At 60.7% G+C, this 24,168-nt stretch carries 30 protein-coding genes; 13 read left to right on the forward strand and 17 right to left on the reverse strand.

Translation table 11 applies throughout. From position 1 onward, the window contains the following. Nucleotides 1-107: 107 nt before the first annotated feature. The 4 genes from JHD64_RS08765 to tyrS all read right to left on the reverse strand — a co-directional run bounded on the left by JHD64_RS08765 (nt 108) and on the right by tyrS (nt 4,909). Entirely contained in the window at nt 108-1,454 is a 1,347-nt protein-coding gene (locus JHD64_RS08765; RefSeq protein ID WP_059284971.1) for a DEAD/DEAH box helicase, read from the reverse strand. 362 nt (nt 1,455-1,816) lie between these two features. Then, complete coding sequence (locus JHD64_RS08770; protein WP_199052999.1) at nt 1,817-2,605, reverse strand: hydroxypyruvate isomerase family protein; 789 nt, start codon at nt 2,603-2,605, stop codon at nt 1,817-1,819. Then, on the reverse strand, nt 2,599-3,621 hold the full coding sequence (locus JHD64_RS08775; protein ID WP_199053000.1) for an NAD(P)-dependent oxidoreductase: 1,023 nt from the start codon (nt 3,619-3,621) through the stop codon (nt 2,599-2,601). Before JHD64_RS08775 ends, JHD64_RS08770 begins: the two co-directional genes overlap by 7 nt. A gap of 10 nt (nt 3,622-3,631) precedes the next feature. Continuing rightward, nucleotides 3,632-4,909, reverse strand: coding sequence for a tyrosine--tRNA ligase (gene tyrS, locus JHD64_RS08780; RefSeq protein ID WP_199053001.1), 1,278 nt, complete (start codon nt 4,907-4,909; stop codon nt 3,632-3,634). 278 nt (nt 4,910-5,187) lie between these two features. On the opposite strand from tyrS, the gene JHD64_RS08785 reads away from it, so the two are divergent. Further along, the gene (locus tag JHD64_RS08785) at nt 5,188-5,841 is read left to right on the forward strand and encodes a cytochrome b/b6 domain-containing protein (RefSeq protein WP_199053002.1); all 654 of its coding nucleotides are present in this window, start codon (nt 5,188-5,190) and stop codon (nt 5,839-5,841) included. 63 nt (nt 5,842-5,904) lie between these two features. Here JHD64_RS08785 and JHD64_RS08790 read toward each other — a convergent pair whose 3' ends face one another. After that, nucleotides 5,905-6,342, reverse strand: a complete 438-nt coding sequence (locus JHD64_RS08790) for a cytochrome c (RefSeq protein ID WP_059284974.1) — start codon at nt 6,340-6,342, stop codon at nt 5,905-5,907. A 96-nt stretch (nt 6,343-6,438) separates the two neighbouring features. Further along, on the reverse strand, nt 6,439-6,879 hold the full coding sequence (locus JHD64_RS08795; RefSeq protein WP_199053003.1) for a cytochrome c: 441 nt from the start codon (nt 6,877-6,879) through the stop codon (nt 6,439-6,441). A gap of 144 nt (nt 6,880-7,023) precedes the next feature. On the opposite strand from JHD64_RS08795, the gene JHD64_RS08800 reads away from it, so the two are divergent. Genes JHD64_RS08800 through JHD64_RS08825 form a run of 6 tightly spaced genes read left to right on the forward strand, consistent with a single transcriptional unit; the run spans nt 7,024 to nt 11,093 of the window. Next, nucleotides 7,024-7,458: a Fur family transcriptional regulator gene (locus JHD64_RS08800; protein ID WP_059284967.1), complete on the forward strand. Its 435-nt coding sequence runs from the start codon at nt 7,024-7,026 to the stop codon at nt 7,456-7,458. Next, nucleotides 7,446-8,372, forward strand: a complete 927-nt coding sequence (locus JHD64_RS08805; protein ID WP_199053004.1) for a GTP-binding protein — start codon at nt 7,446-7,448, stop codon at nt 8,370-8,372. Before JHD64_RS08800 ends, JHD64_RS08805 begins: the two co-directional genes overlap by 13 nt. Nucleotides 8,373-8,380: 8 nt before the next feature. Then, nucleotides 8,381-8,581: a hypothetical protein gene (locus tag JHD64_RS08810; RefSeq protein ID WP_199053005.1), complete on the forward strand. Its 201-nt coding sequence runs from the start codon at nt 8,381-8,383 to the stop codon at nt 8,579-8,581. Beyond that, complete coding sequence (locus tag JHD64_RS08815; protein ID WP_059284964.1) at nt 8,578-9,321, forward strand: metal ABC transporter ATP-binding protein; 744 nt, start codon at nt 8,578-8,580, stop codon at nt 9,319-9,321. The genes JHD64_RS08810 and JHD64_RS08815 overlap by 4 nt, the downstream gene beginning before the upstream one ends. Continuing rightward, complete coding sequence (locus JHD64_RS08820) at nt 9,321-10,196, forward strand: metal ABC transporter permease (protein WP_059284963.1); 876 nt, start codon at nt 9,321-9,323, stop codon at nt 10,194-10,196. Before JHD64_RS08815 ends, JHD64_RS08820 begins: the two co-directional genes overlap by 1 nt. A 9-nt stretch (nt 10,197-10,205) precedes the next feature. Further along, on the forward strand, nt 10,206-11,093 hold the full coding sequence (locus tag JHD64_RS08825) for a metal ABC transporter substrate-binding protein (protein ID WP_199053006.1): 888 nt from the start codon (nt 10,206-10,208) through the stop codon (nt 11,091-11,093). Nucleotides 11,094-11,153: 60 nt separating this feature from the next. Here the strand turns inward: JHD64_RS08825 and JHD64_RS08830 are convergent, their stop codons facing one another. Continuing rightward, nucleotides 11,154-11,825, reverse strand: a complete 672-nt coding sequence (locus JHD64_RS08830) for a sulfite exporter TauE/SafE family protein (RefSeq protein WP_199053007.1) — start codon at nt 11,823-11,825, stop codon at nt 11,154-11,156. Nucleotides 11,826-12,123: 298 nt separating this feature from the next. Between JHD64_RS08830 and JHD64_RS08835 the strand changes: the two genes are divergently transcribed. Further along, complete coding sequence (locus JHD64_RS08835; RefSeq protein WP_110313307.1) at nt 12,124-12,903, forward strand: enoyl-CoA hydratase; 780 nt, start codon at nt 12,124-12,126, stop codon at nt 12,901-12,903. Nucleotides 12,904-12,990: 87 nt separating this feature from the next. On the opposite strand, the gene JHD64_RS08840 is transcribed toward JHD64_RS08835, so the two are convergent. The 8 genes from JHD64_RS08840 to JHD64_RS22215 all read right to left on the reverse strand — a co-directional run bounded on the left by JHD64_RS08840 (nt 12,991) and on the right by JHD64_RS22215 (nt 17,361). Further along, nucleotides 12,991-13,773 (reverse strand): peptidylprolyl isomerase, encoded by a 783-nt coding sequence (locus JHD64_RS08840; protein WP_059284960.1) that lies wholly within the window; start codon nt 13,771-13,773, stop codon nt 12,991-12,993. A gap of 35 nt (nt 13,774-13,808) precedes the next feature. Further along, on the reverse strand, nt 13,809-14,597 hold the full coding sequence (locus JHD64_RS08845; protein WP_199053008.1) for a peptidyl-prolyl cis-trans isomerase: 789 nt from the start codon (nt 14,595-14,597) through the stop codon (nt 13,809-13,811). Between the two features lie 19 nt (nt 14,598-14,616). Beyond that, nucleotides 14,617-14,883 (reverse strand): BolA family transcriptional regulator, encoded by a 267-nt coding sequence (locus tag JHD64_RS08850; protein WP_059284959.1) that lies wholly within the window; start codon nt 14,881-14,883, stop codon nt 14,617-14,619. Then, nucleotides 14,880-15,182, reverse strand: coding sequence for a YciI family protein (locus tag JHD64_RS08855; protein WP_059284958.1), 303 nt, complete (start codon nt 15,180-15,182; stop codon nt 14,880-14,882). The genes JHD64_RS08850 and JHD64_RS08855 overlap by 4 nt, the downstream gene beginning before the upstream one ends. After that, nucleotides 15,182-15,715, reverse strand: a complete 534-nt coding sequence (locus tag JHD64_RS08860; RefSeq protein ID WP_059284957.1) for a septation protein A — start codon at nt 15,713-15,715, stop codon at nt 15,182-15,184. Before JHD64_RS08860 ends, JHD64_RS08855 begins: the two co-directional genes overlap by 1 nt. Before the next feature lie 68 nt (nt 15,716-15,783). Further along, complete coding sequence (locus JHD64_RS08865) at nt 15,784-16,725, reverse strand: SPFH domain-containing protein (RefSeq protein WP_059284956.1); 942 nt, start codon at nt 16,723-16,725, stop codon at nt 15,784-15,786. A gap of 2 nt (nt 16,726-16,727) precedes the next feature. Further along, complete coding sequence (locus tag JHD64_RS08870) at nt 16,728-17,165, reverse strand: NfeD family protein (RefSeq protein WP_199053009.1); 438 nt, start codon at nt 17,163-17,165, stop codon at nt 16,728-16,730. A gap of 67 nt (nt 17,166-17,232) precedes the next feature. Then, nucleotides 17,233-17,361, reverse strand: coding sequence for a hypothetical protein (locus tag JHD64_RS22215; RefSeq protein WP_255524340.1), 129 nt, complete (start codon nt 17,359-17,361; stop codon nt 17,233-17,235). Between the two features lie 95 nt (nt 17,362-17,456). Here JHD64_RS22215 and JHD64_RS08875 point away from each other — a divergent pair, with 95 nt between their 5' ends. Continuing rightward, nucleotides 17,457-18,047, forward strand: coding sequence for a YigZ family protein (locus JHD64_RS08875; RefSeq protein ID WP_059284954.1), 591 nt, complete (start codon nt 17,457-17,459; stop codon nt 18,045-18,047). Nucleotides 18,048-18,109: 62 nt separating this feature from the next. Beyond that, the gene (locus tag JHD64_RS08880) at nt 18,110-19,042 is read left to right on the forward strand and encodes an exopolyphosphatase (protein WP_199053010.1); all 933 of its coding nucleotides are present in this window, start codon (nt 18,110-18,112) and stop codon (nt 19,040-19,042) included. Nucleotides 19,043-19,106: 64 nt separating this feature from the next. Here the strand turns inward: JHD64_RS08880 and JHD64_RS08885 are convergent, their stop codons facing one another. Beyond that, nucleotides 19,107-19,766, reverse strand: a complete 660-nt coding sequence (locus JHD64_RS08885; RefSeq protein WP_199053011.1) for an HAD family phosphatase — start codon at nt 19,764-19,766, stop codon at nt 19,107-19,109. A gap of 113 nt (nt 19,767-19,879) precedes the next feature. On the opposite strand from JHD64_RS08885, the gene JHD64_RS08890 reads away from it, so the two are divergent. From JHD64_RS08890 to JHD64_RS08900, 3 genes are all read left to right on the forward strand, one after another. After that, nucleotides 19,880-20,521, forward strand: a complete 642-nt coding sequence (locus JHD64_RS08890; protein ID WP_239688532.1) for an AAA family ATPase — start codon at nt 19,880-19,882, stop codon at nt 20,519-20,521. 181 nt (nt 20,522-20,702) lie between these two features. Continuing rightward, nucleotides 20,703-21,653: a GMP reductase gene (locus tag JHD64_RS08895; RefSeq protein WP_199053012.1), complete on the forward strand. Its 951-nt coding sequence runs from the start codon at nt 20,703-20,705 to the stop codon at nt 21,651-21,653. A 283-nt stretch (nt 21,654-21,936) separates the two neighbouring features. Continuing rightward, entirely contained in the window at nt 21,937-23,544 is a 1,608-nt protein-coding gene (locus JHD64_RS08900) for a PAS domain-containing methyl-accepting chemotaxis protein (protein WP_059284950.1), read from the forward strand. Between the two features lie 83 nt (nt 23,545-23,627). Here JHD64_RS08900 and JHD64_RS08905 read toward each other — a convergent pair whose 3' ends face one another. Next, on the reverse strand, nt 23,628-24,077 hold the full coding sequence (locus JHD64_RS08905; protein WP_059284949.1) for a MaoC family dehydratase: 450 nt from the start codon (nt 24,075-24,077) through the stop codon (nt 23,628-23,630). Nucleotides 24,078-24,168 lie beyond the last annotated feature (91 nt).

A 24,168-nucleotide genomic window follows, 5' to 3' on the forward strand; every position in this document is an offset into this window, starting at 1 on the left:
TGACAAGCGAGTTTATGCCGGGGTCGCCATGCATTTTGCGCATGGCTGGCACTGGATAATAAAAAAGGCGATCCGCAGATCGCCTTTTTCAATCAACTGCCTGTTGCTCAGTCAGCGCGCTGGGTGCTGCGCTGGCCCTGGCTGGCGCTGGACGAACGCGGACCGCGCTTGTCATAGCTGCTGCCGGTGCCACGGCCATAGCCGCCTTCGCGACGCTCGCGACCGTAGCCGTTGCCACTGCTGCTGCCGCGACGCTGGCCCTGGGCGCCGTAGCCGCCCGGCTTGCCGTTGCGACGCGGGCCTTTCGGCGGGCGACGGGTCGGCTCCATGCCTTCGATCACGCCCTCGGTGATCTGGCGCTTCAGGTATTGCTCGATGCGGCGAACCTTGTGGAATTCTTTCGATTCCGCCAGGGTGATGGCAGTGCCATCGCGACCGGCACGACCGGTACGGCCAATGCGGTGTACGTAGTCTTCAGCTTGCTTGGGCAGGTCGAAGTTCACCACGTGGGTGATGGTCGGTACGTCGATACCGCGGGCTGCCACGTCGGTGGCCACCAGGATTTTGATACGGCCGCGACGCAGGTCGTTCAGGGTACGGTTACGCCAGCTTTGCGGCATGTCGCCATGCAGGCAGGCGGCGGAGTAGCCCTGGTCGGACAGCTTGTCGGCCAGTTCTTCGGTGTAGGCCTTGGTGGCCGAGAAGATCACGCACTGGTCAAAACCCGATTCCTTCAGGATGTGATCCAGCAGGCGATGCTTGTGGTTCAGGTCGTCAGCGTACAGCAGGTGCTCTTCGATGGTGCCGCCGGAGGTTTCGGTGCGGGCGATTTCGATGCGCTGCGGATCGCGGGTCATCTTTTCGGCCATGCGACCAACGGTGCCGTCCAGGGTGGCGGAGAACAGTACGGTCTGACGGGTTTCCGGAGTGGCCTTGACGATGGTTTCGATGTCATCGATGAAGCCCATGTCCAGCATGCGGTCGGCTTCATCCAGTACCAGCATTTCCAGGCGGGAGAAGTCGATGCGGCCGGAGCGCATGTGGTCCATCAGACGGCCCGGGGTGGCCACGATCAGGTCGATCGGGCGGGACAGGGCGCGGGTCTGGTAGCCGAAGGAAGCGCCGCCAACCAGGCAGGCGGTTTTCATCCAGCGCAGGTCCTTGCCGTATTCCAGGGCGTTTTTCTCAACCTGTTGTGCCAGTTCGCGAGTCGGGCACAGTACCAGTACGCGCGGACCCTGGCCCTTGCCAGTGGAGCGCTCGGACAGCTTGGTCAGTGCCGGCAGCAGGAAGGCTGCGGTCTTGCCGCTACCGGTTTGGGCGGAAACCAGCAGGTCGCGGCCAGCGATGGCAGCGGGGATGGCTTCGGCTTGTACGCCGGTGGGCGAGGTGTAACCAGCAGTTTCGAGTGCGCGCAGAATGGTAGGGGCAATGCCCAGATCGGAGAAATGCATAATATCCTTTCAAACCGGAGTAGAGCCGGTGTCGCTTGGCCAGGAGATGTGGCGGTTAGCAGCCTCGTTCAGAGGCCGTCGGTCATCGGCACCAACCTGTGCAAGCGGCGAACAGCAGTCCAGTCAAAAGAGACACTACGTGGACGAAGCCTGGAATATCGGTCAGGGACGATGAAGCATCACACCGGCAATGCTGCAAAACAGCTGCAAAAACTGCCGGTGGAAATGGAAATCAGAAGGGTTGGCACTTTACGGTAAAATGAAAGCGTTTGCAAGCTGTTTTTGCAAAGTGCTTGGCTAAGTGATTGATTCACCGCCAGGTGATGTCGCAAAAAGAGAAAAATTGCATATTTCTGCAATATTCAGCCCTGCTGGCCATTCATGGCTTGCATTGCCAGCAATGGCTGCAGCCATTGCACTGCACCATCGGTATCGCGATATTCCGCGCCACTCCAGCAGGCATAGGGCAGGCTGGCGATCTGCGCGAACAGGGCGCTGAAATCCAGCGCTCCGCTACCCGGCGCGCCACGTCCCGGCACATCGGCAAACTGCAGGTGGCCGATGCGCGGCCAGTGTTGGCGCAGCAAGGGCTCCAGCGGCTCGCCCATGCGCGCCATGTGATAGAGGTCGATCTGCCAGTAAAGATTGGCATGCGCCGGCAGCTGCTGCAGCTCGGCGGGCGTGCTGATGAGAAAGTCCGGCATGTCATGGCGGTTGATGGCCTCCACCGTGCAGCGGATATGGTGCGGGGCCAGCGTGTCGGCGGCCAGCAGCAGATTGCCATGCAATGTCGCGATGGCCTGTTCGCGGCTGCAGCCTGCGCTCAGTCGTCCCGGCAGGATGTTGACCGCCTCCACGCCCAGAGCGGTGGCATAGTGCAGGCATTGCTGCAGGCCGGCGGCGAATTCCGCTTCCCGGCCGGGTGTGCCGGCCAGGCCGCTGCCGCCTTGCATCAGGTCGCCAGCCGGAGCATTGATCAGCACCAGCTTGAGCTGCTTCTCTCCCAGCCAGTGTTGCAGCTGTTCTACCGTGTGTTCGTAAGGAAACTGGATTTCCACGGCGGAAAAACCGGCGGCACGGGCGGCGGCAAAGCGCTGCGGCCACGGCAGGTGGGCAAACAGCATGCTCAGATTGGCTGACAGTTTCAGCATGCGGCTTGCTCCTGCTCCTGATAGAGCTGGATGACGCTGCTGAGGTCGGCCGTGGCGTGGCCCCGGGCAGCGTGCAGGCGCATCAGCTGGCTGGCCAGCGCCGCCAGCGGCGTGGCGGACTGGCTGTTTTTGGATAGCTGGCCGGCGTTGTCCAGATCCTTCAGCAAGGTGGCCACCTTCCATTGCACCGGCTCGGCCTGACGCGCCGCCATGCGCGGGGCCAGGATTTGCAGCGGCAGCGAATCGGCAAAGCCGCCAGCCAGCGCCGGTGCCAGCAGGCTGGCATCCACGCCATTGTTTTCGGCCAGCGCTACTGCTTCGGCAATCAGCATGGCATTGGCGGCCACAATCAATTGATTGCAGATCTTGGTGACCTGGCCGCTGCCGACCTCTCCCATACGGGTGATGCGTTGTGACAGGGCTTGCAAGGGCAGGCTGGCGCGCTGGATGTCCGCCGCGCTGCCGCCCGCCATCACCACCAGGCTGCCTTGCTCCGCCCCCTTGACCCCGCCGGATACCGGCGCATCCACCCAGTTGGCCCCTTGTTGCCTGACCAGCTCTGCGCAGCGCCGGGTGGTGTCCGGGTCGATGCTGGACAAGTCGATGATCAGCTGCCCGGTGCGCAGGGCCGGGGCTAACTGCGTGGCAACGCTTTGCACCGCAGCGCCATCGGCAATGCACAGCATCAGCATGTCGCTGCTGACTGCCAGTTCCACCAGCGAAGTGGTGGTTTGCATGCCCTCGGTGCGAGCCTGCTCCAGCTTGTCAGCCGAGCGGTTCCAGACGGTGAGCGGGAAGCCGGCAGCCTGCAGCCTGCGGCATAGGGGCAGGCCCATCAGGCCCAGGCCGATAAAACCGATTCTTTCCATGGTGCTAGCCCTGGTGAGAAGGGAGGATGGCGGAATTCTAGTGGCATGGTCGCCACGGCGTCGAGTGTCGCGGTGTCGCCATGAAAAAACGGCCCGCCTGCAAGTGCAGTAGCGGGCCGCCGTGGCATTGCCCGACAAGGCGGGCATCAGGCCGGTATCAGGCCTGCCATTCGATCAGTGCATAGTTCTTCTTGCCGCGCTTGAGCAGGCTGAAGCGACCGAACAGTCGGTCATCGGCAGTGAAACGATGCTCGATGCTGTCTGCCTTGTTGCCGTTGATGCTGACCGCGCCGCTCTGGATGAAGGTACGTGCCTCACTCTTGGACTTGGCCAGGCCGCCATTGGCCACGGCGTCGATCAGGCTGTCATCGCTGGCATTCAGCACGAAGTGCGGCAGGCCGTCCTGTGCCAACTGGGCGAAGTCGTCCTCGGTCAGGCTGGACAGGTCATTGCTGAACAGGCTGTGGGTAATGCGCTGGGCGGCGGCCAGGGCGGCCTTGCCGTGCACCAGTTCGGTCACTTGTTCGGCCAGGATGCGCTGGGCTTCCGGCTTGCCATCGCGGGCCTTGTCGGCTGCTTCGATGGCGGCGATTTCTGCCACCGACAGGAAGCTGAAGTAGCGCAGGAATTTGTAGACATCGGCATCGGCCGTGCCCAGCCAGAACTGGTAGAAGGCGTAGGGCGAGGTCTTGCGTGCGTCCAGCCAGATGGTGCCGGATTCGGTCTTGCCAAACTTGGTGCCGTCCGATTTGGTGACCAGCGGCATGGTCAGGCCGAATACCTGTTGCTGGTTCAGGCGACGGGTAAGGTCGGTGCCGGCGGTAATATTGCCCCACTGGTCGGAGCCACCGATTTGCAGCTTGCAGCCCAGGCGGCGGTTCAGCTCGGAAAAGTCGTAACCCTGCAGCAGGCTGTAGGAGAACTCGGTATAGGAAATGCCCTGGTCGTCGCGGTTGATGCGTTGTTGTACCGCTTCTTTCTTGATCATGGCATTGACCGAGAAATGCTTGCCGATGTCGCGCAGGAATTCCAGTGCGCCCATGCCGCCAAACCAGTCGTAGTTATTGGCCATGACGGCGGCGTTGTCGCCTTCGAAAGACAGGAAGGGCGAAACCTGGGCGCGGATTTTGTCCACCCAGCCTTCAATCACGTCCGGGGTGTTCAGCTTGCGTTCGGTGGCCTTGAAGCTGGGGTCGCCGATCATGCCGGTGGCGCCGCCCACCAGGGCGATGGGGCGATGACCGGCTTGCTGGAAGCGCTTGAGCATCAGGATGGGAACCAGGCTGCCGATATGCAGGCTGTCGGCCGTGGGGTCGAATCCGCAATACAGGGTGACCTGTTCCTTGGCCAGCAGTTCGGACAAGGCGGCGGCGTCTGTGGTTTGCGCGATCAGGCCGCGTGCCTCCAGATCTTCCATCAGTGAAGCTTGGGTCATTACATTCTCCAACTCAATGCGTGAAAACACAGCCGCAGCGGGCTGTCAGTGCGTTGGCCGGCATCCGCTCCGGGCAGGTCTGGCTGCGCGAAGGCGGGCGGCGAAAGGGCTAATACTACCCGAAAAGCGTGGGTTTTTGGATCCGGAACCGGCAAATGCCCCGGTCGGTGGCGCTGCTGCTGCCGTGTGCTTAACAGAGATTAAGGCGTCGGCAGTAGGCAGCAAGGTGCGGGCTGGTTACACTTTTCACTTTGAACAATTGCCGAGCGAGGGTGACGATGGTGCGGATGATCAAGGTGTGGGATGCCCCGACGCGGTTTTTCCACTGGACGCTGGTAGTGCTGTTTGCCGGCATGTGGTTCAGCGGCGAGCAGGGTGGTGACTGGCTGCACTATCATGTGCTGTGCGGCGAGGCCGTGGCGGCGCTGCTGCTGTTTCGCCTGATCTGGGGAGTGATCGGCAGCGAAACCGCCCGCTTCAGCCAGTTTGTCAAAGGGCCGGCGGCCATTCTTCGTTATCTGAAGGGCGAGGGGGCCGGGCCGCAGCCGGGGCACAATCCGCTGGGTGGCCTGATGGTGGTGGCCTTGCTGGGTGTGCTGTCATTACAGGTGGCGAGTGGCCTGTTTGCCAGCGATGTGGACAGCTACACCTTTGATGGGCCGCTGGCCAGGTTGATCAGCAGCAGCCTGTCCGAATCGATTACCGGTTTTCACAAAGCGCTGTTCAATATCATCCTGCTGCTGGTGGCCCTGCATGTGGCGGCAATCGTGGCATACCGGGTGATCAGAAAGCAGAATCTGGTCAAGCCCATGCTGACCGGCTACCAGGAGGTGTCCACCGAGGTGCCGCCATTGCGCTTCCGCTCCGGCTTGCTGGCGGTGCTGGCCTTGCTGGCGGCCAGTGGTGGCATTTTCCTGCTTACCCGCCTGTGAAAAACGGCATCTGACCTAAGCAAAGCCCTGCAGCGCAGGGCTTTTTGCTTTGTCGATGGCTGTTTATTTTTCCGGGCCGCGGAAGCTGTCATGACAGGCCTTGCAGCTTTGTGCCACTACGCCATAGCTCTTTTTGATGCTGGCCAGGTCGCCGTTGTGGGCGGTGCTGTCCAGATCATTGACGGCTTTGAGAAAGGTGTCGCGTGCCGCCTGGAATTTGGCCGGCTGGCTCCAGATTTCCGGCTTGGCGCGGCTCTTGGCATCGATGCTGCCTGCGGGGAAGTGGTTGAACGGCTCGCCGGCAATCTGCTTCAGCGCGTCGGCCATGACGATGAATTTGGCCTTGTTGTAGGGGTCGCGATCACGCACCACCATGCCCATGGGTTCGAAGGCGCGCAGCACCTTCTTGAAGCTTTGAGTGCGGATTTCGGCGGGCGAGTCGGCCATGGCAGCCGGAATGGCCAGTGCGGCAAGCAGCAGGGCGGTAACAGTCTGTTTCATGTTGGCGCTACGGTGGTTGGAACTGCGTTGTGAGGAGGCTTCATAAAAAAAGTTCAGCAATGTTGCTGAACTTTTTTTGATCAAGCGCTGAGTTTATCAGTCTTTGCGAAAGGCGTCGTGGCAGCTCTTACAGGTTTTTTGCACGGCAGCAAACTGGTTCTTGATGCTGGCCGCATCGCCGTTGGCGGCGACCTGTTTCAATTTGCCGGTTTCGGCCTTGAAGCTGTCCACAGCCTTGGTCCATTCTGCGGGCTTGCTCCAGATTTCTGCCTTTGCTTCAGTCTTTCTGGCAGCCTGCCCACTGGCGGTGCCAGCCGGGAAGTGTTGCCAGGGCTGCTGGGCCACTTCATCCAGATGCGCAGCCAGCTTGCTGAATTCCTCCTTGTTGATCGTATCGCTCTTCACCATCTTGCCCATCGCCGCGGCATCTTTCTTGAACTGCTTGAAAATGTCCTGACGGGCAGAAACCGGATCGGTGGCGGCAAAGGCCGGGCTGGCCAGAACGGCGCAAAGGCTGAGCATGAGGGTTTTTTTCATGTGAACTCCTTTGAAGGTTGCAAGCTGCTGCAGGGGATAAGGCAGGCTAACACGGGTGGATGACAGGTAGAACCCGGTAGTGTTAATGGTTGTGCGCTACTGATGTTATAAAGTAACATTCGCCCTCGCCAACAGGAGTCGCCAATGAACCGCACGGATTACCTCCAGGCTGCCGAAGCCCATTGCGAGCGCCGCGGCTGCAAGCTGACTGCCCTGCGCCGCCAGGTGCTGGAGCTGGTGCTGCGCCACGAGGGCGTGGTCAAGGCCTATCAGGTGCTGGCCGATTTGCAAAAGGAGCGCGGCATTGCCGCCCCGCCCACCGTATACCGCGCCCTGGATTTCCTGGTCGAGCAGGGCTTGCTGCACCGCGTGGATGCCCTGAACGGCTTTGTTGTCTGTGACCATTTCGAGTGTCAGCACGAAAGCATGATTCTGGTCTGTGAAACCTGCGGCAAGGTACAGGAAGTGGACGTCATCGCGGCACTGGCCGGCCTGCGCGATGTGGCGGACGCCGCCGACTTTACCCTCAGCCGCCAGAACCTGACGCTAACCGGACTTTGCAAGGCATGCCGCATATGAAAAAAACCATCGTCAATCTGTTTACCGGCTTTCTGGGCGTGGGCAAGACCACAGCCCTGCGCCATTTGATTGCCACCCGTCCGGCCAGTGAAAAATGGGCGGTCATCGTCAATGAATTCGGAGAAGTGGGCATCGATGGTGCCGCACTGATGAACGACGAGCTGCCGGTGGCGGAAATTGCCGGCGGCTGCCTGTGCTGCGTGGCGGGCCCGCAAATGACGGCCACCGTCGCCACCTTGCTGCGGCGCGAACGACCGGACCGTCTGCTGATCGAGGCCAGCGGCCTCGCCCATGCGGCTGGCGTCATCGACGAGTTGCGCACCAAACCGCTGGGTGAGGCACTGGAAGTGGGTGCGGTGCTGACCCTGGTCGATCCGCGCCAGTTTGTCAGCCCGGACTACCTGCGCCAGCCCTTGTACCGCGACCAGGTGGCCATTGCCGATGTGCTGGTAGCCAACAAGATCGATATGGCCGATGTGGACACGCTGGAAGCCTTCCGTAGCCAGGCGGGCAAGCTGTTCCCGCCCAAGTCGGTGGTGGCCGAGGTGCGCGATGGCCTGCTGGATGTGAGCTGGCTGGACGCCGCCGTCACGCTCAAGCCGCGCTACCGGCCTGCCATTCCGGCGGATAGTGGCAGCGGCTGGGACTCTGCCGGCTGGACCTTCCCGCCAGAGCAGGCTTTCAGTGGCGAAAAGCTCACCGATTTCTTTGACACCTTGCCCCAGCTGCTGCCTGGTCTGGTCAGGGCCAAGGGCGTGTTCAAGGTGCTGGACAGCTGGGTCTGGCTGAACTGGGTGGAAGGGCAGTGGAGCGCCAGCCAGGTGTCATGGCGGCGCGACAGCCGCTTCGAGCTGATCGCCCCGGCGCTGGATAACGCAAGGATTGAGGCAGCCTTGCAGGCTTGCTTCGAGTAAGTAGCAACATGAAACATCAACATTCTTCTTCGGCTGATAAGCATGCTCATGATCATGCCGCCACACCGCACCAGCATCTGACTGCCGCCAATCTGCGCCCGCCCGTCAGCCTGCTGGCCATGTCCGCCTGGCAGCGCCTGGCGCTGGCCCTGCTGGTGCTGGCCGGTCTGTGGGGCGTGGTGCTGTGGGCCTTGCGGGAGGTGGCATGACAGTCATTCTCGATAATCTGACAGTGTCTTATCAGCGTCATCCCGCCGTACACCATGTCAGTGGCAGCTTTGTTGCCGGTGATGCCACGGCCATTTTCGGGCCGAACGGTGCCGGCAAGAGCACCTTGCTCAAGGCCATGATCGGTGCCCTGACGCCCGATTCCGGTCAGGCCCGGCTGGATGGTTTTGCCCGCCAGGATATTGCCTATCTGCCGCAGCAGTCCGAGATCGACCGTTCGCTGCCGGTCAGTGTGCTGGACCTGGTGGCCACCGGCTTGTGGCATCGCACCGGGCCGTTTGGCAAGGTAGGGCGTGCCGGCCTGGGGCAGGCCATGGATGCGCTAGAGCAGGTAGGGCTGGCCGATTTCGCGCCGCGTGCCATCTCCGCGCTGTCCAGCGGGCAATTCCAGCGCGTATTGTTCGCCCGCATCCTGCTGCAGGACGCGCGGCTGATCCTGCTGGACGAGCCCTTCACCGCCATGGATGCCAAAACCACCTTCGATTTGCTGGAGCTGGTGCGGCGCTGGAAAGAAGAGGGCCGCACCATCATCGCGGTCCTGCATGACTACGAGCAGGTGCGCGCCTATTTCCCGCATACCTTGCTGTTGGCGCGCGAGGTGGTGGCCTGGGGCCGTACCGAGCAGGTGCTGACCGATGCCAATCTGAAACGGGCGGTGGATACCGCAGCCCACTGGCAGGACCGCGCAGCGGTCTGCCGGGTCGACGGGGTCAATGTCTGATGCAACACCTGTATGACTTGTTGATTGCTCCCTTTGTGGATTTCGCCTTCATGCGCCGCGCGCTGGCCGGTTGTCTGGCGCTATCGCTGGGCAGTGGTCCCATCGGCCTGTTTCTGGTGATGCGGCGCATGAGCCTGATGGGCGATGCCATGAGCCATGCCGTGCTGCCCGGTGCGGCGGTGGGCTTCATGCTGGCCGGTCTCAGCCTGCCGGCCATGAGCCTGGGCGGCTTTTTCGCCGGCGTGCTGGTGGCGGTGCTGGCCGGATTGGCCACCCGTTTTTCCAGCATCAAGGAAGATGCCAGTTTTGCCGCCTTCTATTTGTTGTCACTGGCCATTGGCGTATTGCTGGTGTCCAAGAGCGGCAGCAATGTCGACCTGATGCACATCCTGTTTGGCTCGGTGCTGGCGGTGGATGATGCGGCACTCTATCTGGTGAGCGGAGTGGCCTCGGTCACGCTGATCTGCCTGGCCTTTATCTATCGGCCCATGCTGCTGGAAAGCCTGGACCCGGTATTCCTGCGTGCGGTGGGTGCGCGTGGCGGCCTGTGGCACATGGCCTTTTTGATGCTGGTGGTGCTGAACCTGGTATCCGGTTTCCAGGCGCTGGGCACGCTGATGGCGGTCGGCCTGATGATGCTGCCGGCAATCACCGCGCGGCTGTGGTCGGAGTCGGTGGAAGGTATGCTGGTGATGGCGGTGAGTGTGGCCTTTGTCAGCGGCATGGCCGGTTTGCTGCTGTCCTACCATTTCGAGCTGCCGTCCGGCCCCGCCATCATCCTGGTGGCCGGCCTGTTCTATCTGTTTTCCCTGTTGTTCGCGCCCGCGGGCGGTGCCTTGCCGCGCTATATCCGTGCGCGGCATTTTGAATCCTGAGGAGATGGCATGAAAAAAAGCCTGTTCGGCTTGTTATTGCTGAGTCTGCCGGCCTTTGCCCTGGCGGCGAAGCTGCCGGTGGTGGCCAGTTTCAGCATTGTGGGTGACATGGCCCGTCAAATCGGCGGCGATCGCGTGGATGTGGTGTCGCTGGTGGGGCCCGATCAGGATGCCCATGTGTTTCAGCCATCGCCTGCCGATGTGAAGAAACTGTCGGCTTCGCGGCTGTTTGTCACCAACGGTCTGGGTCTGGAGGGCTGGATGGGTCGTCTGACCAAGGCTTCCAGCTTCAAGGGCGTGCTGGTCGAGGCGGGCAAGGGCATCAAGACGCGCTTGGCGCCGGCCGAAGAAGGCGAAGAACATGGCCATGAGATGGTGGATCCGCACGCCTGGCATGATCCGCAGCGGGTGCAAGTCTATATCCGCAACATCACCGATGGCCTGATCAAGGCCGACCCGCAAGGCAAGGCGGAGTATACCCGCCGTGCCGCGGAGTTTGCCGCCAAGGTGAAGCAGCAGGACGATTGGGCGGCCAAGGAATTTGCCGCCATTCCGGCAGCCAAGCGCAAGATGCTGACCTCGCATGATGCCTTCGGCTATTTTGGTGAACGTTACGGCATCAAGCTGCTGGCCATCCAGGGCGTCAGCACCGAAGCCGAAGCCTCGGCCAAGGGGGTGGCGCAATTGGTGCGCCAGGTGCGGCAGGAAAAGGTCAGTGCGGTGTTCATGGAAAACATGACCGACAAGCGCCTGCTGGAGCAGCTGACCCGCGAAGCCAAGGTGAAGATCGGCGGCGAGCTGTATGCCGATGCCCTGTCCAAGCCCAGCGGCCCGGCCAGCGATTACCTCAAGCTGTTTCACTACAATGTGGAAACCATCCTGAAGTCCATTCGCTGACGCGGCAGCGGCAGTCTGCGTATCCGTTCATAAAGCCGTCGCGCCAACGCGACGGCTTTTTTAATGAGCGGCAGCCAGCAGTGCCAGTCGAGTCAGACCCATGCCGGCAACCAGCAAACCAGCCAGTAGACGCACCGGTTTTTGTTGCAGCCACTGGCGCAAGGTGTCGGCAAACACCCCCATCAGCAACAGATTCGGCAGGGTGCCCAGGCCGAAAGCCAGCATCAGCAAACCGCCCTGAGTGGCTTTGCCGCTGGCCAGGGCGGACAATGAGGCGCTGTATACCAGACCGCAGGGCAGCCAGCCCCACAGCATGCCTGCCAGCAGTGCCGTGCGTGGACTGCGGATGGGGAGCAAGCGTGCCAGCAGGGGTTGCAGACGGGCCCATACCGGCCGGCCCAGTTTTTCCAGGGCAGTGATGGCGGAAGACAGGCCAGCCAGGTACAGGCCCATGGCAATCAGCATCAGGTTGGCCAGCACCAGCAAGGCAAGCTGTGCCGGCCGCGCCGTCAGCAGGCTGAGGCCGGCGCCGGCCAGGCCGCCCAGCAGGACGCCCACCAGCACATAGCTGCCGATGCGACCGATATTGTAGGAAAGCAGGATCAGCCAGCGCCGTTGCCCGGCCGGCAGGTTCAGCGTGAGCGCGGTGATGATGCCGCCGCACATGCCCATGCAATGTCCGCCACCCAGCAGGCCGGTCAGGAAGATGATCCAGAAGTTTGTTTCTAACATGCGACAGCCTGTTGCTTAAACCTCTATTCTAACAGAGCGGCCAACAGGCCGGATTGCCTGAATATTAGGCAAATTGTGACATGGTAATAGTAAAAAAAACGCAAATTCTGTTTGGCATTCAAGTGCGCAGCCATCTAGAAAAAAAGTTGAGCATATCGGCATTCCATGCTGGAAAAAGGTGGTGCAAGCCCTGAGAATGCTCATTCTTTCCTGTCGGTATCGGGGATGGTCTGGTAACAAGGCCACGCGGGCAGGAGCCGCAATGTGTAACGACCCATAGAGAAACTGAGGAAACTACATGGCCAAGTATTTGACGCTTGAACATCTGGGCCAGTCTGCAATCATCACCATCAATCACCCTCCCGCCAACTTGTGGACCATTGCCAGCCTGCAGGAATTGGCCGGGCTGATGTCAGCGCTGCAGTCGGACAAGAGCGTGCGCTCGGTCGTGTTGACCGGGGCGGGCGATGCCTTTTTTTGTGCCGGTGCCGACCTGAATCTGTTTGCTGCCGGCAGCAAGCAGGAGGCACAGGCCCTGCTGGATGCTTTTGCGGCTGCATTTGCCGCCGTGCGCAATTATTCCGGCGTGACGGTGGCTGCCATCAATGGTTATGCCCTGGGTGGCGGACTGGAGTGCGCCCTGATGTGCGACTACATGGTGGTGGAACGTGGTGCCAGACTGGGCCTGCCGGAAGCCCGGGTCGGCCTGCTGCCGGCCGGTGGCGGCTGTAAACGGCTGGCGGACAAGGTGGGGGTGTCCTGGGCCAAACGGATGATTCTGGGCGGCGAGATTGTCGACGCGCAAAAAGCCTATGATATCGGTCTGGTAGAGGAGATTGTCGATCCGGGCTTTGCCAAGATCATCGCTGTCAGCCTGGCTGGCAAGGTGGCCAATCAGGCACCGCAGGCCGTGGCGCGTGCCCGGCAATTGATCGAGGATAGCGTGAACCTGTCGCTGGAGCAGCATCTGCAGCAAGGTCGGCAGGCTTTGCTGGAGTTGGTGGGCGGCGAGGAGCAGCTGGAAGGCGTGGCGGCTTTTCTCGGCAAGCGCGCACCAGGCTGGGCCGACGAGGACTGATGCTGGCTGGCACGGGCAGGTAAAAAAGGGATGCGTGAGCATCCCTTTTTTTCTGCGCATCACCCGGCAAGCCGGGCCGATGACGGTTTACTGCTGGATCTTGGCCTGGGCCTTCAGGTCGCCCACGTATTTTTCGATACGGGCGCCCATGATGCGCTGGGTCAGCTGCGGACGGGCATCTTCCAGCGAGGGAACATTGCGCTCGGTACGCACGTCGTCCAGCTTGATGATGTGCCAGCCAAACTGGGTTTTCACCGGCTTGGCGGTGACCTGGCCCTTGCTCAGCTTGGCCATGGCATCGGAGAACTCCGGTACGAAAGTGCCGGCTTCCTGCCAGCCCAGATCGCCGCCGCTAGCCTTGCTGCCCGGATCCTTGGATTTTTCCTTGGCCAGCAGGTCGAAGGCCTTGCCCTTGCGCAGGGCTTCGATCACGGCCTTGGCTTCCGCTTCGCTGCCTACCAGAATGTGACGGGCGTGGTATTGCTTGGTTTCCGGAACCGAAGCCACCAGCTTGTCGTATTCGGCCTTCAGCTGGTCGTCAGTGACCGGGTTGGCTTTCTGGAAATCCTTGATCACACGGTTGGCCAGGGCCATGGCTTCCATGTTTTGCAGTTCGGCCTTGAAGTCGGCCGTCTTGTCGAAGCCCTTCTTGATGGCTTCCTGACGCAGCACTTCGGCGGTGATCAGCTGATCCTTGACCATGTCCTTGGTCTTGTCGTCAGCGGCCTGACCCTGGGCGGCCATCATTTGCACGACGGCGTCGATGCGGGCCTGGGAGATTTCATTGCCATTCACGGACGGGCCGGCAGCCAGTACGACGGTGGTGCTCAGGGCGGCCAGCAGGGCGCTTGCCAGCAAAGTCTTGCGCATGATGTATTCCTGTTGTTACTTGCAGTGGTGTGGTGTTACTGGATTTTCGCCTTGCCGCGCAGTTCGTCCACTGCCTTGGCAATGGCTTCTTCCTGCAGCTGACGTTCGATCTGCGGTTTTACTTCTTCCAGCGGCGGCAGTTTGGCATCGCGTACATCGTCAACCTTGAACACGATCCAGCCCACGCGGGTCTGCATCGGCTTGCTGCTGACTTGGCCCTTGTTCAGCCCCTTCAGCACTTCGGCCAATTGCGGCTCCATGCGTGCCAGATTGCCCCAGCCCATGTCACCGCCATTCTGCTTGGCTGCCGGGTCGAGCGAACGGCTCTTGGCCAGCTCTTCGAACTTGCCGCCCTTTTTCAGGCTGTCGATGATTTTCTGTGCCTCGGCCTCGCTGCCAACGGTGATCTGGTGCGCATGCACGTCCTTGGTGCCGGCGAACTTGCTCTGGGTCTGGGCGTAGCGTTCCTGCAGCTGGGCATCGCTGATCTTCACCTGCTTGAGCAGGTCGGCAAACAGTGCTTCACGCAGCATGTCCTGGCGCACTTCATCCAGGCGCTTGATAAAGGCCGGCTGCTGGTCCAGCTTGCGGCTCTGGGCTTCCTGCAGGATCACTTCGCGGTTGATCAGGGTGTCCTTCACCTGCTGGCGCAGGGCGGGGGAGTCTTGCACATTGCCATTGCTGTTCTGCACGACCAGCGCGACGGCATTGTCCAGATCGGTCTTGTCGATGGCCTTGCCATTGACCATGGCAATGGATTCGGCCATGGCCGGAACACTGATGCTGGCTGCCAGCAGCAGGGCGGCGATACGGGCGTTTTTCATGGATAACTCTTTCTCGAAATCAAAGTTCGTCAGGTGTCAGTGCGCGAATGGCCAGCGCATGCACCCGGGTTTGCATCAGATCGCCCAGGGTGGCGTAGACCAGCCGGTGGCGGGCCACGCTGCCCAGCCCGGCAAAGCGGCTGGAAACGATCAGCAGATTGTAGTGGCCGCCGCCGGAGCGGGCGCCAGCATGGCCGGCATGTGCCGCACTGTCATCCTCGATTTCCAGATGTTCGGGTTGCAGTGCTTGCAGTGCCGCTTGCAGCAGGGCGACGGTGTCACTCATGCGGGAAATACCTTGCGGAAGGGCTTTACTTCCACCGCCGCGTAGACGCCGGCAGCAACATAGGGGTCGGCATCGGCCCAGTTGCGGGCTTCTTCCAGGCTGGCGAATTCGGCCACGATCAGGCTGCCGGTGAAACCGGCGCTGCCCGGATCGATGCTGTCGATGGCCGGGCAGGGGCCGGCCAGTACCAGGCGGCCTTGTTCCTGCAGGGCGGAAAGACGGGCCAGGTGTTCCGGACGGGAGGCCAGCCGCTTGTCCAGGCTGCCGGGATGGTCCTGGCCGCTGATGATGTACAGCATTATTTTTTATCCTCGATGTATTTGGACAGGAACAGGCTTTGCGCGATGATGAAAATCACCATCAGGCCCAGACTGCCGAACAGCTTGAAGCTCAGCCAGATTTCACGGCTGAAGTTGAAGGCAACATACAGATTCAGTGCGCCCATGGCGCTGAAGAAGGCAGCCCAGGCATAGGCCAGCTTGCGCCAGATGGCTTGTGGCAGCTGGAGTTGCTCGCCGATCAGTAGTTTCAGGCCGTTCTTGCCCATGAAGTCACTGACCAGCAAGGCCAGCGCCATCAGCCAGTACAGAACGGTGAATTTCCAGATGATGAACAGGTCGTTGTGCGAAATCACGGTCGCCGCACCCAGCACCACGCTGAGGATCAGGTTGATCCATTGCATGGCGTCCACCTTGCGGTGTTTGAACCATGTCCAGGCAAACAGCAAGGTGGTGGCGGCAACCAGCACCTTGGTGGCGAGGAACATGTCGTGGGTGATCAGGTAACTGCCGAAAAACAGGGCTACCGGAAGAAAGTCGGATAAAAATTTCATGCGGCTGATTATGGGGGCAGCCTGCCCGTTATACAAGACAGGGCAAGGCTGACGTCATGTTGAAAATGTTAACGATTGCTTTGCTTGACCACGCTCAAGGCCGTAGCCACCAGCGAGCTGACGTCGGCCACATTGGCCGGCAGGATGACGGTGTTGTTTTGCTTGGCCAGCTGGGCAAAGGCGGCGACATATTGCTCGGCCACCTTCAGGTTCACCGCTTCGATGCCGCCATCCACCTTGACCGCCTCGGCCACGCGGCGTACGGCATCGGCCGTGGCATCGGCCACCAGCCGCAGTGCCTCGGCCTCGCCCTGGGCCTTGTTGATGGCAGCCTGCTTGTTGCCTTCGGAGTTGTTGATGGTGGCCTGCATCTCGCCTTGTGATTTCTGGATGGCGGCTTCGCGTGCACCGTTGGCCAGGTTGATCTGCTCCATCTTCACCCCTTCGGACTGGGCGATGCGGGCGCGCTTTTCGCGCTCGGCGGTAATCTGTGCCTGCATCGAGTGCAGGATGTCCTGTGGGGGTACCAGGTCCTTGATTTCATAGCGCAATACCTTCACGCCCCAGTTGATGGCGGCTTCATCCAGCGAGGCCACCACGATCTGGTTGATTTCATCACGCTCTTCGAAAGTCTTGTCCAGTTCCATCTTGCCGATGACCGAGCGCAGCGTGGTCTGCGACAGCTGGGTGATGGCCAGCAGGTAGTCACTGGTGCCATAGGAGGCGCGCTGCGGGTCGGTCACCTGGAAGTACAGGATGCCGTCCACTTTCAGCTGGGTGTTGTCGCGGGTGATGCAGATCTGGCTGGGTACTTCCAGCGGCACTTCTTTCAGGCTGTGTTTGTAGGCCAGGCGGTCGATGAAGGGAATGAGGATGTTGAGTCCGGGCGTCAGCGTGGCATGGTAGCGGCCCAGGCGTTCGACAATATAGGCATGCTGCTGCGGCACGACCTTGACCGACTTGATGATGAATACCACCACGGCCAGGAACAGAATGATGAAGAATTCCATGATTAGCGGGTTTCCGTTTGCTTGAGGGAAAGAATCAGCACATTGCCGTCGCGGCCATGGATGTAGGCCTGCATGCCGGCCTGCCATGGGCCGTCGCCGCTCAGGCGGGCCTGCCATTCCGTGCCGCGATAGTGCACGCGGGCCAGTCTGCCATCCAGCAGCGTGCTGATACACACTGTCTGGCCAAGGTCAGGATCATCCACCGCTGTCGTGGTGGGCCTGCCTCGACGCTGACGGGCGCGCCAGCGCGCCACGCAGCCTACGCCGATGCTGCCGCTGAGGCTGGCCAGCAACCAGCAGAGCGTCTCGCTGGCGCCAGCCAGGCTGCCCAGGCCGGCCATGGCTAGTGCCAGCGCCAGCACCAGCAGGTAGAAGGTGCCGGACATGAACTCTGCGATCAGCGCCAGCAAGGCGGCGACCAACCAGATGGTGTGGGTCAAGGTAAGGCGTCTTTCATGACGATGGATTTGGCATTCTCATGCTGAATGCGGCGACTGACAACTGCTTTCAGCAGTGATCCCGGTCAGGCAGGTATCTGGCCAGCACGGCTTCTTGTTCCATATCAAGCCAGTACTTGTCCAGTGCCAGCCACAGTGCTTCCAGTAACAGGGTCAGAACGATCAACAGGGCTGGCATGGCGTGGCTCCTTTTGATGATGTTGCGGGCGGCGATTGCGGATTGGCGTTACCATGCAGGCCACTCCATTTGCTTTGACCATGGAAAGCGTAGCAATGTTTCAGCTGGTAGCGCCTGTCATGGCGGAAATCGACATCAAGAAAAGCCGCTTCATTGCCTGTTTATACCCGGTGCAAAGCCGGGATGAAGCCATGTTGCAACTGGCCGCCTTGCGGCGGCAGTGGCCCGATGCCCGTCATTATTGCGCCGTGCTGCTGGTGAGCGGTGACTCCATGCTGGACGATGATGGCGAGCCATCCGGTACGGCGGCCCGCCCTATATACAACGTATTGATGCACAAGCAACTGCACAATGTACTGGCCGTGGTGGTGCGTTATTTTGGTGGCATCAAGCTGGGGGCGGGCGGCCTGGTGCGCGCCTATACTCAGGCGGTCAATGCGGCATTGCAAACTGCGCAGTTGCAACCGGTGGTGCCGCGGCAAAGCTGCCTGGCGCGTGTCGGCTTTGCCAGCGAGTCGCGCCTGCGCCATTGTTGTGCCGAGCTGGCGATCAGTGTGGATGCGGCGGCATACGGCGAGCAGGTGGTGTTGACCTTGTCGATGCCGCTGGCACAGAGCCAAGCCTTGCAAACACGCTTGCACGACCTGCTGGCGGGTGAGGTATATTTCATGACGGATGAAAGCTGATGCTGCCTGCCGCCAGCGCTGGCGGGTCGGCACGGCTGATATGACTTGATCTCGGGGAGAAAATGATGTCGCAACAGCAATACCGCCTGGTGACGCGCAGTGATTTTGACGGCCTGGTCTGTGCCGTGCTGCTGAACGAGCTGGGCATGGTGAATGAAATCAAGTTTGTTCACCCCAAGGATATGCAGGATGGCAAGGTGGAAATCACCGAGCGTGATATCACTACCAACCTGCCTTATGTGCCGGGCGCTTATCTGGCCTTTGATCACCATTTGTCGGAAACGCTGCGCAATGGTCAGCACGATAACCACATCATCGATCCGTCCGCCCCCTCGGCAGCCCGCGTGGTGTACGACCATTTCGGTGGCAAGCAGGTTTTTACCCGTATCAGCGACGAAATGATGGAGGCGGTGGACAAGGCCGACTCTGCCCAGTTCTCCCGCGATGAAATCCTTGATCCAAGCGGCTGGGTATTGCTCAATTACCTGATGGATGCCCGTACCGGGCTGGGCCGTTTCCGCAATTTCACCGTCAGCAACTATCAGCTGATGATGGATCTGATCGGTTATTGCCGCGATCACAGCATCGAGGAAATCCTGGCCTTGCCGGATGTGAAGGAACGGGTGGACCTGTATAGGCAGTACCAGGAGCAGGCGCGTGAGCAGATCCAGCGCTGTGCCCAGGTGCATGGCAATCTGCTGCTGCTTGACCTGCTGCAGGAAGAAACCATCTACCCGGCCAACCGCTTTCTGATTTATGCCATGTATCCGCAGTGCAATATCTCCATTCACATGATGTGGGGCCTGAACAAGCAGAACATCGTGTTTGCCACCGGCAAGTCGATCATCGATCGCAGCTGCCCTACCAATGTCGGTGCACTGATGCTGCAATACGGCGGTGGCGGGCATGAGGCGGCCGGTACCTGCCAGATTGGCATCGAGCAGTATGAGCAGGTGCGGGACGAGCTGATCGCCCGCATTCGCGCCGACGCTTGATGATCTAGGAGCCTGGGAAAGGGCCGCTGCATTGCAGTGGCCCTTGTTTTTTGGGGCGGGTGGTCTACAGGGTCTGCAGCAGCAGCAGTGCCTGGTGCAGGTCTTGGCAGACGGCCAGTGCGCCGGCTGTTTCATGTGCGGCCGGCTGCAGCATGTCCGGCACCAGAATCACCCGCATGCCGGCCGCCAGTGCCGCCCGCATGCCGATCAGCGAATCTTCCAGTACCACGCAGGCCGCCGGTGCGATGTCCAGCAGGGCTGCCGCAGCCAGGTAGACATCCGGGGCCGGTTTGGTATTGGTCACTTCATCGCCGGCAACGGTGTGCTGGAAATAAGGCCCCAATCCGCTACGTTGCAGTTTGAGATCGCACATCAGGCGCTGGGTCGAGGTGGCCACTGCATGGGGAATGGCCTGATCCTGTACCCAGTCCAGCACTTCGATGATGCCGGGTTTGAGCCTGAGTTCGCCGGTACTCATCAGCTGATGGTAGTGATGACGGCAGCGCTGGCTGAGTGTTTCCGCCAGCTTGTGGTCCTGGAAATGCGCGGCGACATGGTCGCGGCATTTGTGCACCGACAGCCCGACCATGCCCAGGATGACCTGTTCGGGGATGGTTACGCCCACTTCGGCAGCAGCCAGCAGCCAGGACTGGCCGCTGACACTTTCGGTGTCGATCATCAGTCCATCCATGTCGAACAGGATGGCTTGCATGTTTGCATTCATTGCTTTGTTTTCCTCCAGCGCGTCAGCCTAATGTGGCAAGCCCCTGCCTGCAAGCATGATGACTCTGGTATAGTGGCTCGATCACCAAGTGAGCGAGGTCCATTGTGCAGTCTGTGCTGGTAGCGAATCCCAAGGGTGGTAGTGGCAAGTCGACTTTAGCCACCAATCTGGCAGGTTACTTTGCCTGTTCCGGTCGTAATGTCATGCTGGGCGACGTGGATCGGCAGCAATCTTCATTGCGCTGGTTGCAGGAACGGTCGTCGGCATTGCCGGCGATTCAGGGCTGGGAAGTATCGGCCGGTGCGCCGGCCAAGCCGCCCAAGGGCACCGAAGTGATTGTGCTGGACAGCGGCGCTGGCTTGCATGGCAAAAAAATGGCCTCACTGATCGCACGGGTCGAGCGCATCATCATCCCGATTCAGCCTTCCCCTTTCGATATGTGGGCCAGTGGCGAGTTTTTTGAACAGCTGCTGGCGGAAAAAGCGGTGCGCAAGAGCAAGGTGTTCATGGCCGTGGTCGGCATGCGGGTTGATCCGCGCACCCGTTCGGCCAAGGAGCTGGAGCGTTTCCTGGCCGAGCATGATGTACCGGTGCTCAGCTGGCTGCGTGATACCCAGCTGTATGTGCAGGCAGCCGCCACCGGCATGACCCTGTTTGACCTGCCGCCCTCGCGTACCCAGAAGGATCGTGATGCCTGGAAGCCGATTTTGCAGTGGCTGGGCGAACCGCAGGATGGTTGCTGGTTTGATAAATAATCTTCACATGAAGAAATTATTGCTTGACGTGAAGAAATTGCCGGCGTAGATTTACTTCGACATTGCGTGCGAGCCCAGCTGAGGCGGCGCAGGAGAATCCGTAAACGGGAGCCCATGAGGCTCCCGTTTTTTATTGGGGCCCCTGCATTTTTATCGACTACAGCCTGAAGGGAATACTTGCATGATTACTACCGAACTGAACTATGGCGACGTCTACCTCGTCCCCAAGAAAACCGTGGTCGACAGCCGCAAGGAGTGCGACACCTCGGTGCAATTCGGGCCGCGCCGTTTTGACATGCCGATCTACCCTTCCAATATGAAATCGGTGGTCGATGAGGAAACCTGCGAAGCATTTGCCCGCCTGGGCTGGTTCTACACCATGCACCGCTTCAATGTGGATGCCTGCCGCTTTACCGCCGCCATGCAGGAAAAAGGTCTGTTTGCCTCCATCAGTGTCGGTGTCAACGAAGATACCATGCAGCAACTGGCCGAGCTGAAAGCCGCTGGCCTGACCCCGGAATACATCACCCTGGACGTGGCCAATGCCTGGTGCGTCAAGGCCGAACGCATGATCAAGCATATCAAGCAGCAATTCCCCGGCAGCTTCCTGATTGGCGGCAATATCGCTACCGCCGAAGCCGCCCGTGACCTGGAAAGCTGGGGCTGCGATGCCATCAAGGCCGGGATTGCCGGTGGCCGTGTCTGCATCACCAAGAACAAGACCGGCTTTCACCGCCCGATGGTGAGCACGGTCAAGGACTGTGCCGCCGCAGTGCAAGTGCCGGTGATTGCCGATGGTGGCATTGTCGAGCATGGCGACATGGCCAAGGCGCTGGCCTGCGGTGCCAGCATGATCATGGCCGGCTCGCTGTTTGCCGGTTATGACGAGTCGGCCGGTGAAATCGTCGAGATCAACGGCAAGCATTACAAGGAATACTTTGGCAGCGCCTCGCAGTTCAACAAGGGGGCTTATGTCAATGTCGAGGGCAAGAAAATCCTGGTGGAGTACAAGGGCAGCATCGGCAAGCTGCTGCGCGAGCTGAAGGAAGACCTGCAGTCATCGGTGAGCTATGCCGGCGGCCGTGACCTGTCTGCCTTGAAGGATGCCGCCATGATCCAGGTTTCTCGCTGACGCCACCGCTTGCCGGGCTGGCCACTGCCCGCGCTGGCACTGCTGGCGGCCATTGGGTCCACCGGCAGGCTCCCGCTCCGGCGCCGCCCCTCCTTGCCGTACCACCTTTAGCGCGCGGTGGTTGGCGGCGCTTACCCCACCCGCCTTGAGCGGGTTTTTATTTGCGGCTGCGACTGGTAATTGGTCGCAGGTTTCATATGCTAAGCCTAGCGCTTGTTGTTAGAATGGTGAGATTAAATCATTTGTTTTAAATAATTAAAATTAACGCAAGAAAACACATCAAATGAAGATCAATCTGCCTGTCACCACCACGGAGCTGAGTGTTGATCCTGTCAATCCCATCGTGACCAAGACCGATGTGAAAGGCAGCATCACCTATGCCAATCGTGCCTTCATTGAAATCAGCGGCTTCAGCGAAGCCGAGTTGCTGGGCAAGAACCACAATATGGTGCGGCATCCGGATATGCCGCCGGCAGCCTTCGCTGATTTGTGGGATACGGTAAAGACAGGCAAGCCCTGGCGCGGCATTGTGAAAAACCGTGCCAAGAATGGCGATTTCTACTGGGTGGAAGCCTATGTGACGCCGATTACCGAGCATGGCCGCATCGTGGGTTATATGTCGGTGCGCTCCCGCCCCAGCCGTCAGGATGTGGATGCGGCGGCCGCGCTGTACCGGCAGGTAATGGACAAGCAGGCCACCCTGCCTTCCACCCTGCAGCGCTATGCCAGACAACGCGATGTGCTGAAAGTGGCGCCTGCGCTGGCCTTGTTTGGCTCGGCAGTGGCCGTGGTTTCGTTTTTCCTGCCCGACTCCATGCAGCTGCTGCGGGAAACCGTCGGGGTGGGTGGCAGCCTGCTGGCGCTGGGCAGTGGCGCCTGGGGCTGGTTGCGCATCCGTTCCGCGCTGGCCGTGCTGGATGGCCGTTTCCAGGATTTGCAGGAAGGCCGGCTGGATCATGCCATCCAGGCGCATGAAGGCGGCTTGCTGGGCAAGGTGCTGGCTTCGCTGGAAGCATTGCGCATCCACTATCGCGCCACCATTGCCGACGTGATGCGTGCCAGCCATTACACCAAGCAGCAGGCGCATGGGCTGCTGGATGACATGCATGCTTTGCAGGAGCGCTCAGTGGAGCAGCGCCAGGGTCTGAACCAGATCAGCCACAATATGGAGTCACTCAGCCTGGCGGTGCAGGATGTGGTGCGGCTGGCCGAGCATAATCAACAGGACTCGCAACACACCCAGCAGGTGGCGCGCGAGGGGCGGCAGACCATGGATGCGGCCACCACGGCGGCACAGCGTGCGGTCAGCGTGGTGTCGCAGTCGCGCGGTGCCATGGTGGAGCTGGACGAAGCCATGATCCGCATCCGCAGCATGACCACGCTGATCCGCGAGATCGCCGATCAGACCAATCTGCTGGCGCTGAATGCAGCCATCGAGGCCGCACGTGCCGGCGAAATGGGCCGCGGCTTTGCCGTGGTGGCGGATGAGGTCAGAAAGCTGGCGGAGCGCACCACCAAGACCACGGACTCCATTGGTGGCATCGTCGAGGAAATCGGCAAGATCACCCATTCGGCGGTCAGCAGCATGGATGCCACCGTGGAGGAGGTGGACGAGGTCAATGGCCAGATCCGTCTGTCGTCCGGCAATCTGCAGGGCCTGATCGAGGCGGCGGAACAGTCCAGCCAGCAGGCGCAGCAACTGGCGCGGGAGATGAGCAGCAAGTCCGACTCCATCAATGTGATGGCGGCGGCGCTGGAGCAATTGAATGCGCTGTCCGAGCAGGATCTGCACACCACGCAGTCGATTGGTGACAGTGCCAGCCATCTGGCCGAGACTTCGGTCGATCTGGCGCAGCTGACCGACACCTTCAGTAAATGGCAGCAGCGCTGAGCGATTGTTGACGGCGGTATGACAGAAAAACCTGCCCATCCTTGCGGACGGCAGGTTTTTTCATGGTGACCGCCTGCGGTGGCTCAGGCTGCCGGGCGGCAGGCGACCCAGATTGCGGTTTCCAGTTGCATGGCGATTTCGTCGCGCTGGTTGCGGGTGGTCCAGCGCAGTTGCACCACACCAAAACCCGGCTGGCTGGTCGAGCGTTTGCCTGTCAGTACTTCGATTTCCGCACGCAGGGTATCGCCTGCGCGGGTGGGCTGCGGCCAGCGCATGTCCTTGATGCCCATGCCGATCAGCCCGTTGGCGACTTCTTTCAGCTCGCTGGCGGTGATCAGGCGCATGGTCAGGCTGCTGGTGTGCCAGCCCGATGCGGCCAGGCCATCGAACACGCTGGCTTTGGCAGCCACGGGGTCGGTGTGAAAGGGTTGCGGGTCGAACTGGCGGGCGAACTGGATGATTTCGTCCTGGGTAAGGGTGTGGCTGGCCGTGTGAAACAAGCGGCCGGGTGTCAGGTCTTCGAAATAGAGCATGGCATTACGTTTGCGTAAGTTGATACTGCAGCATACGGCGCCAGCCGCCTGTGGTCAAAGCCTGTGTCAGGCCGCCGCTGGCGGCCTGAGC

Source organism: Aquitalea sp. ASV15 (assembly GCF_016429115.1).
In the GTDB taxonomy this organism is placed as follows: Bacteria; Pseudomonadota; Gammaproteobacteria; order Burkholderiales; family Chromobacteriaceae; genus Aquitalea; species Aquitalea magnusonii.

Bases quoted from the DNA above. Each gene is read 5' to 3' on its own strand.
- JHD64_RS08800 (WP_059284967.1), top strand. From the start codon at position 7,024: ATGAACCGCACGGATTACCTCCAGGCTGCCGAAGCCCATTGCGAGCGC.
- JHD64_RS08850 (WP_059284959.1), bottom strand. From the start codon at position 14,883: ATGAGTGACACCGTCGCCCTGCTGCAAGCGGCACTGCAAGCACTGCAA.
- JHD64_RS08880 (WP_199053010.1), top strand. From the start codon at position 18,110: ATGATGTCGCAACAGCAATACCGCCTGGTGACGCGCAGTGATTTTGAC.
- JHD64_RS08820 (WP_059284963.1), top strand. From the start codon at position 9,321: ATGCAACACCTGTATGACTTGTTGATTGCTCCCTTTGTGGATTTCGCC.
- JHD64_RS08810 (WP_199053005.1), top strand. From the start codon at position 8,381: ATGAAACATCAACATTCTTCTTCGGCTGATAAGCATGCTCATGATCAT.
- JHD64_RS08840 (WP_059284960.1), bottom strand. From the start codon at position 13,773: ATGCGCAAGACTTTGCTGGCAAGCGCCCTGCTGGCCGCCCTGAGCACC.
- JHD64_RS08900 (WP_059284950.1), top strand. From the start codon at position 21,937: ATGAAGATCAATCTGCCTGTCACCACCACGGAGCTGAGTGTTGATCCT.
- JHD64_RS08775 (WP_199053000.1), bottom strand. From the start codon at position 3,621: ATGCCCGCCTTGTCGGGCAATGCCACGGCGGCCCGCTACTGCACTTGC.
- JHD64_RS08825 (WP_199053006.1), top strand. From the start codon at position 10,206: ATGAAAAAAAGCCTGTTCGGCTTGTTATTGCTGAGTCTGCCGGCCTTT.
- tyrS (WP_199053001.1), bottom strand. From the start codon at position 4,909: ATGACCCAAGCTTCACTGATGGAAGATCTGGAGGCACGCGGCCTGATC.
- JHD64_RS08905 (WP_059284949.1), bottom strand. From the start codon at position 24,077: ATGCTCTATTTCGAAGACCTGACACCCGGCCGCTTGTTTCACACGGCC.
- JHD64_RS08790 (WP_059284974.1), bottom strand. From the start codon at position 6,342: ATGAAACAGACTGTTACCGCCCTGCTGCTTGCCGCACTGGCCATTCCG.
- JHD64_RS08860 (WP_059284957.1), bottom strand. From the start codon at position 15,715: ATGAAATTTTTATCCGACTTTCTTCCGGTAGCCCTGTTTTTCGGCAGT.
- JHD64_RS08875 (WP_059284954.1), top strand. From the start codon at position 17,457: ATGTTTCAGCTGGTAGCGCCTGTCATGGCGGAAATCGACATCAAGAAA.
- JHD64_RS08865 (WP_059284956.1), bottom strand. From the start codon at position 16,725: ATGGAATTCTTCATCATTCTGTTCCTGGCCGTGGTGGTATTCATCATC.
- JHD64_RS08795 (WP_199053003.1), bottom strand. From the start codon at position 6,879: ATGAAAAAAACCCTCATGCTCAGCCTTTGCGCCGTTCTGGCCAGCCCG.
- JHD64_RS08830 (WP_199053007.1), bottom strand. From the start codon at position 11,825: ATGTTAGAAACAAACTTCTGGATCATCTTCCTGACCGGCCTGCTGGGT.
- JHD64_RS08885 (WP_199053011.1), bottom strand. From the start codon at position 19,766: ATGAATGCAAACATGCAAGCCATCCTGTTCGACATGGATGGACTGATG.
- JHD64_RS08765 (WP_059284971.1), bottom strand. From the start codon at position 1,454: ATGCATTTCTCCGATCTGGGCATTGCCCCTACCATTCTGCGCGCACTC.
- JHD64_RS08785 (WP_199053002.1), top strand. From the start codon at position 5,188: ATGGTGCGGATGATCAAGGTGTGGGATGCCCCGACGCGGTTTTTCCAC.
- JHD64_RS08805 (WP_199053004.1), top strand. From the start codon at position 7,446: ATGCCGCATATGAAAAAAACCATCGTCAATCTGTTTACCGGCTTTCTG.
- JHD64_RS08835 (WP_110313307.1), top strand. From the start codon at position 12,124: ATGGCCAAGTATTTGACGCTTGAACATCTGGGCCAGTCTGCAATCATC.
- JHD64_RS22215 (WP_255524340.1), bottom strand. From the start codon at position 17,361: ATGCCAGCCCTGTTGATCGTTCTGACCCTGTTACTGGAAGCACTGTGG.
- JHD64_RS08855 (WP_059284958.1), bottom strand. From the start codon at position 15,182: ATGCTGTACATCATCAGCGGCCAGGACCATCCCGGCAGCCTGGACAAG.
- JHD64_RS08770 (WP_199052999.1), bottom strand. From the start codon at position 2,605: ATGCTGAAACTGTCAGCCAATCTGAGCATGCTGTTTGCCCACCTGCCG.
- JHD64_RS08845 (WP_199053008.1), bottom strand. From the start codon at position 14,597: ATGAAAAACGCCCGTATCGCCGCCCTGCTGCTGGCAGCCAGCATCAGT.
- JHD64_RS08815 (WP_059284964.1), top strand. From the start codon at position 8,578: ATGACAGTCATTCTCGATAATCTGACAGTGTCTTATCAGCGTCATCCC.
- JHD64_RS08895 (WP_199053012.1), top strand. From the start codon at position 20,703: ATGATTACTACCGAACTGAACTATGGCGACGTCTACCTCGTCCCCAAG.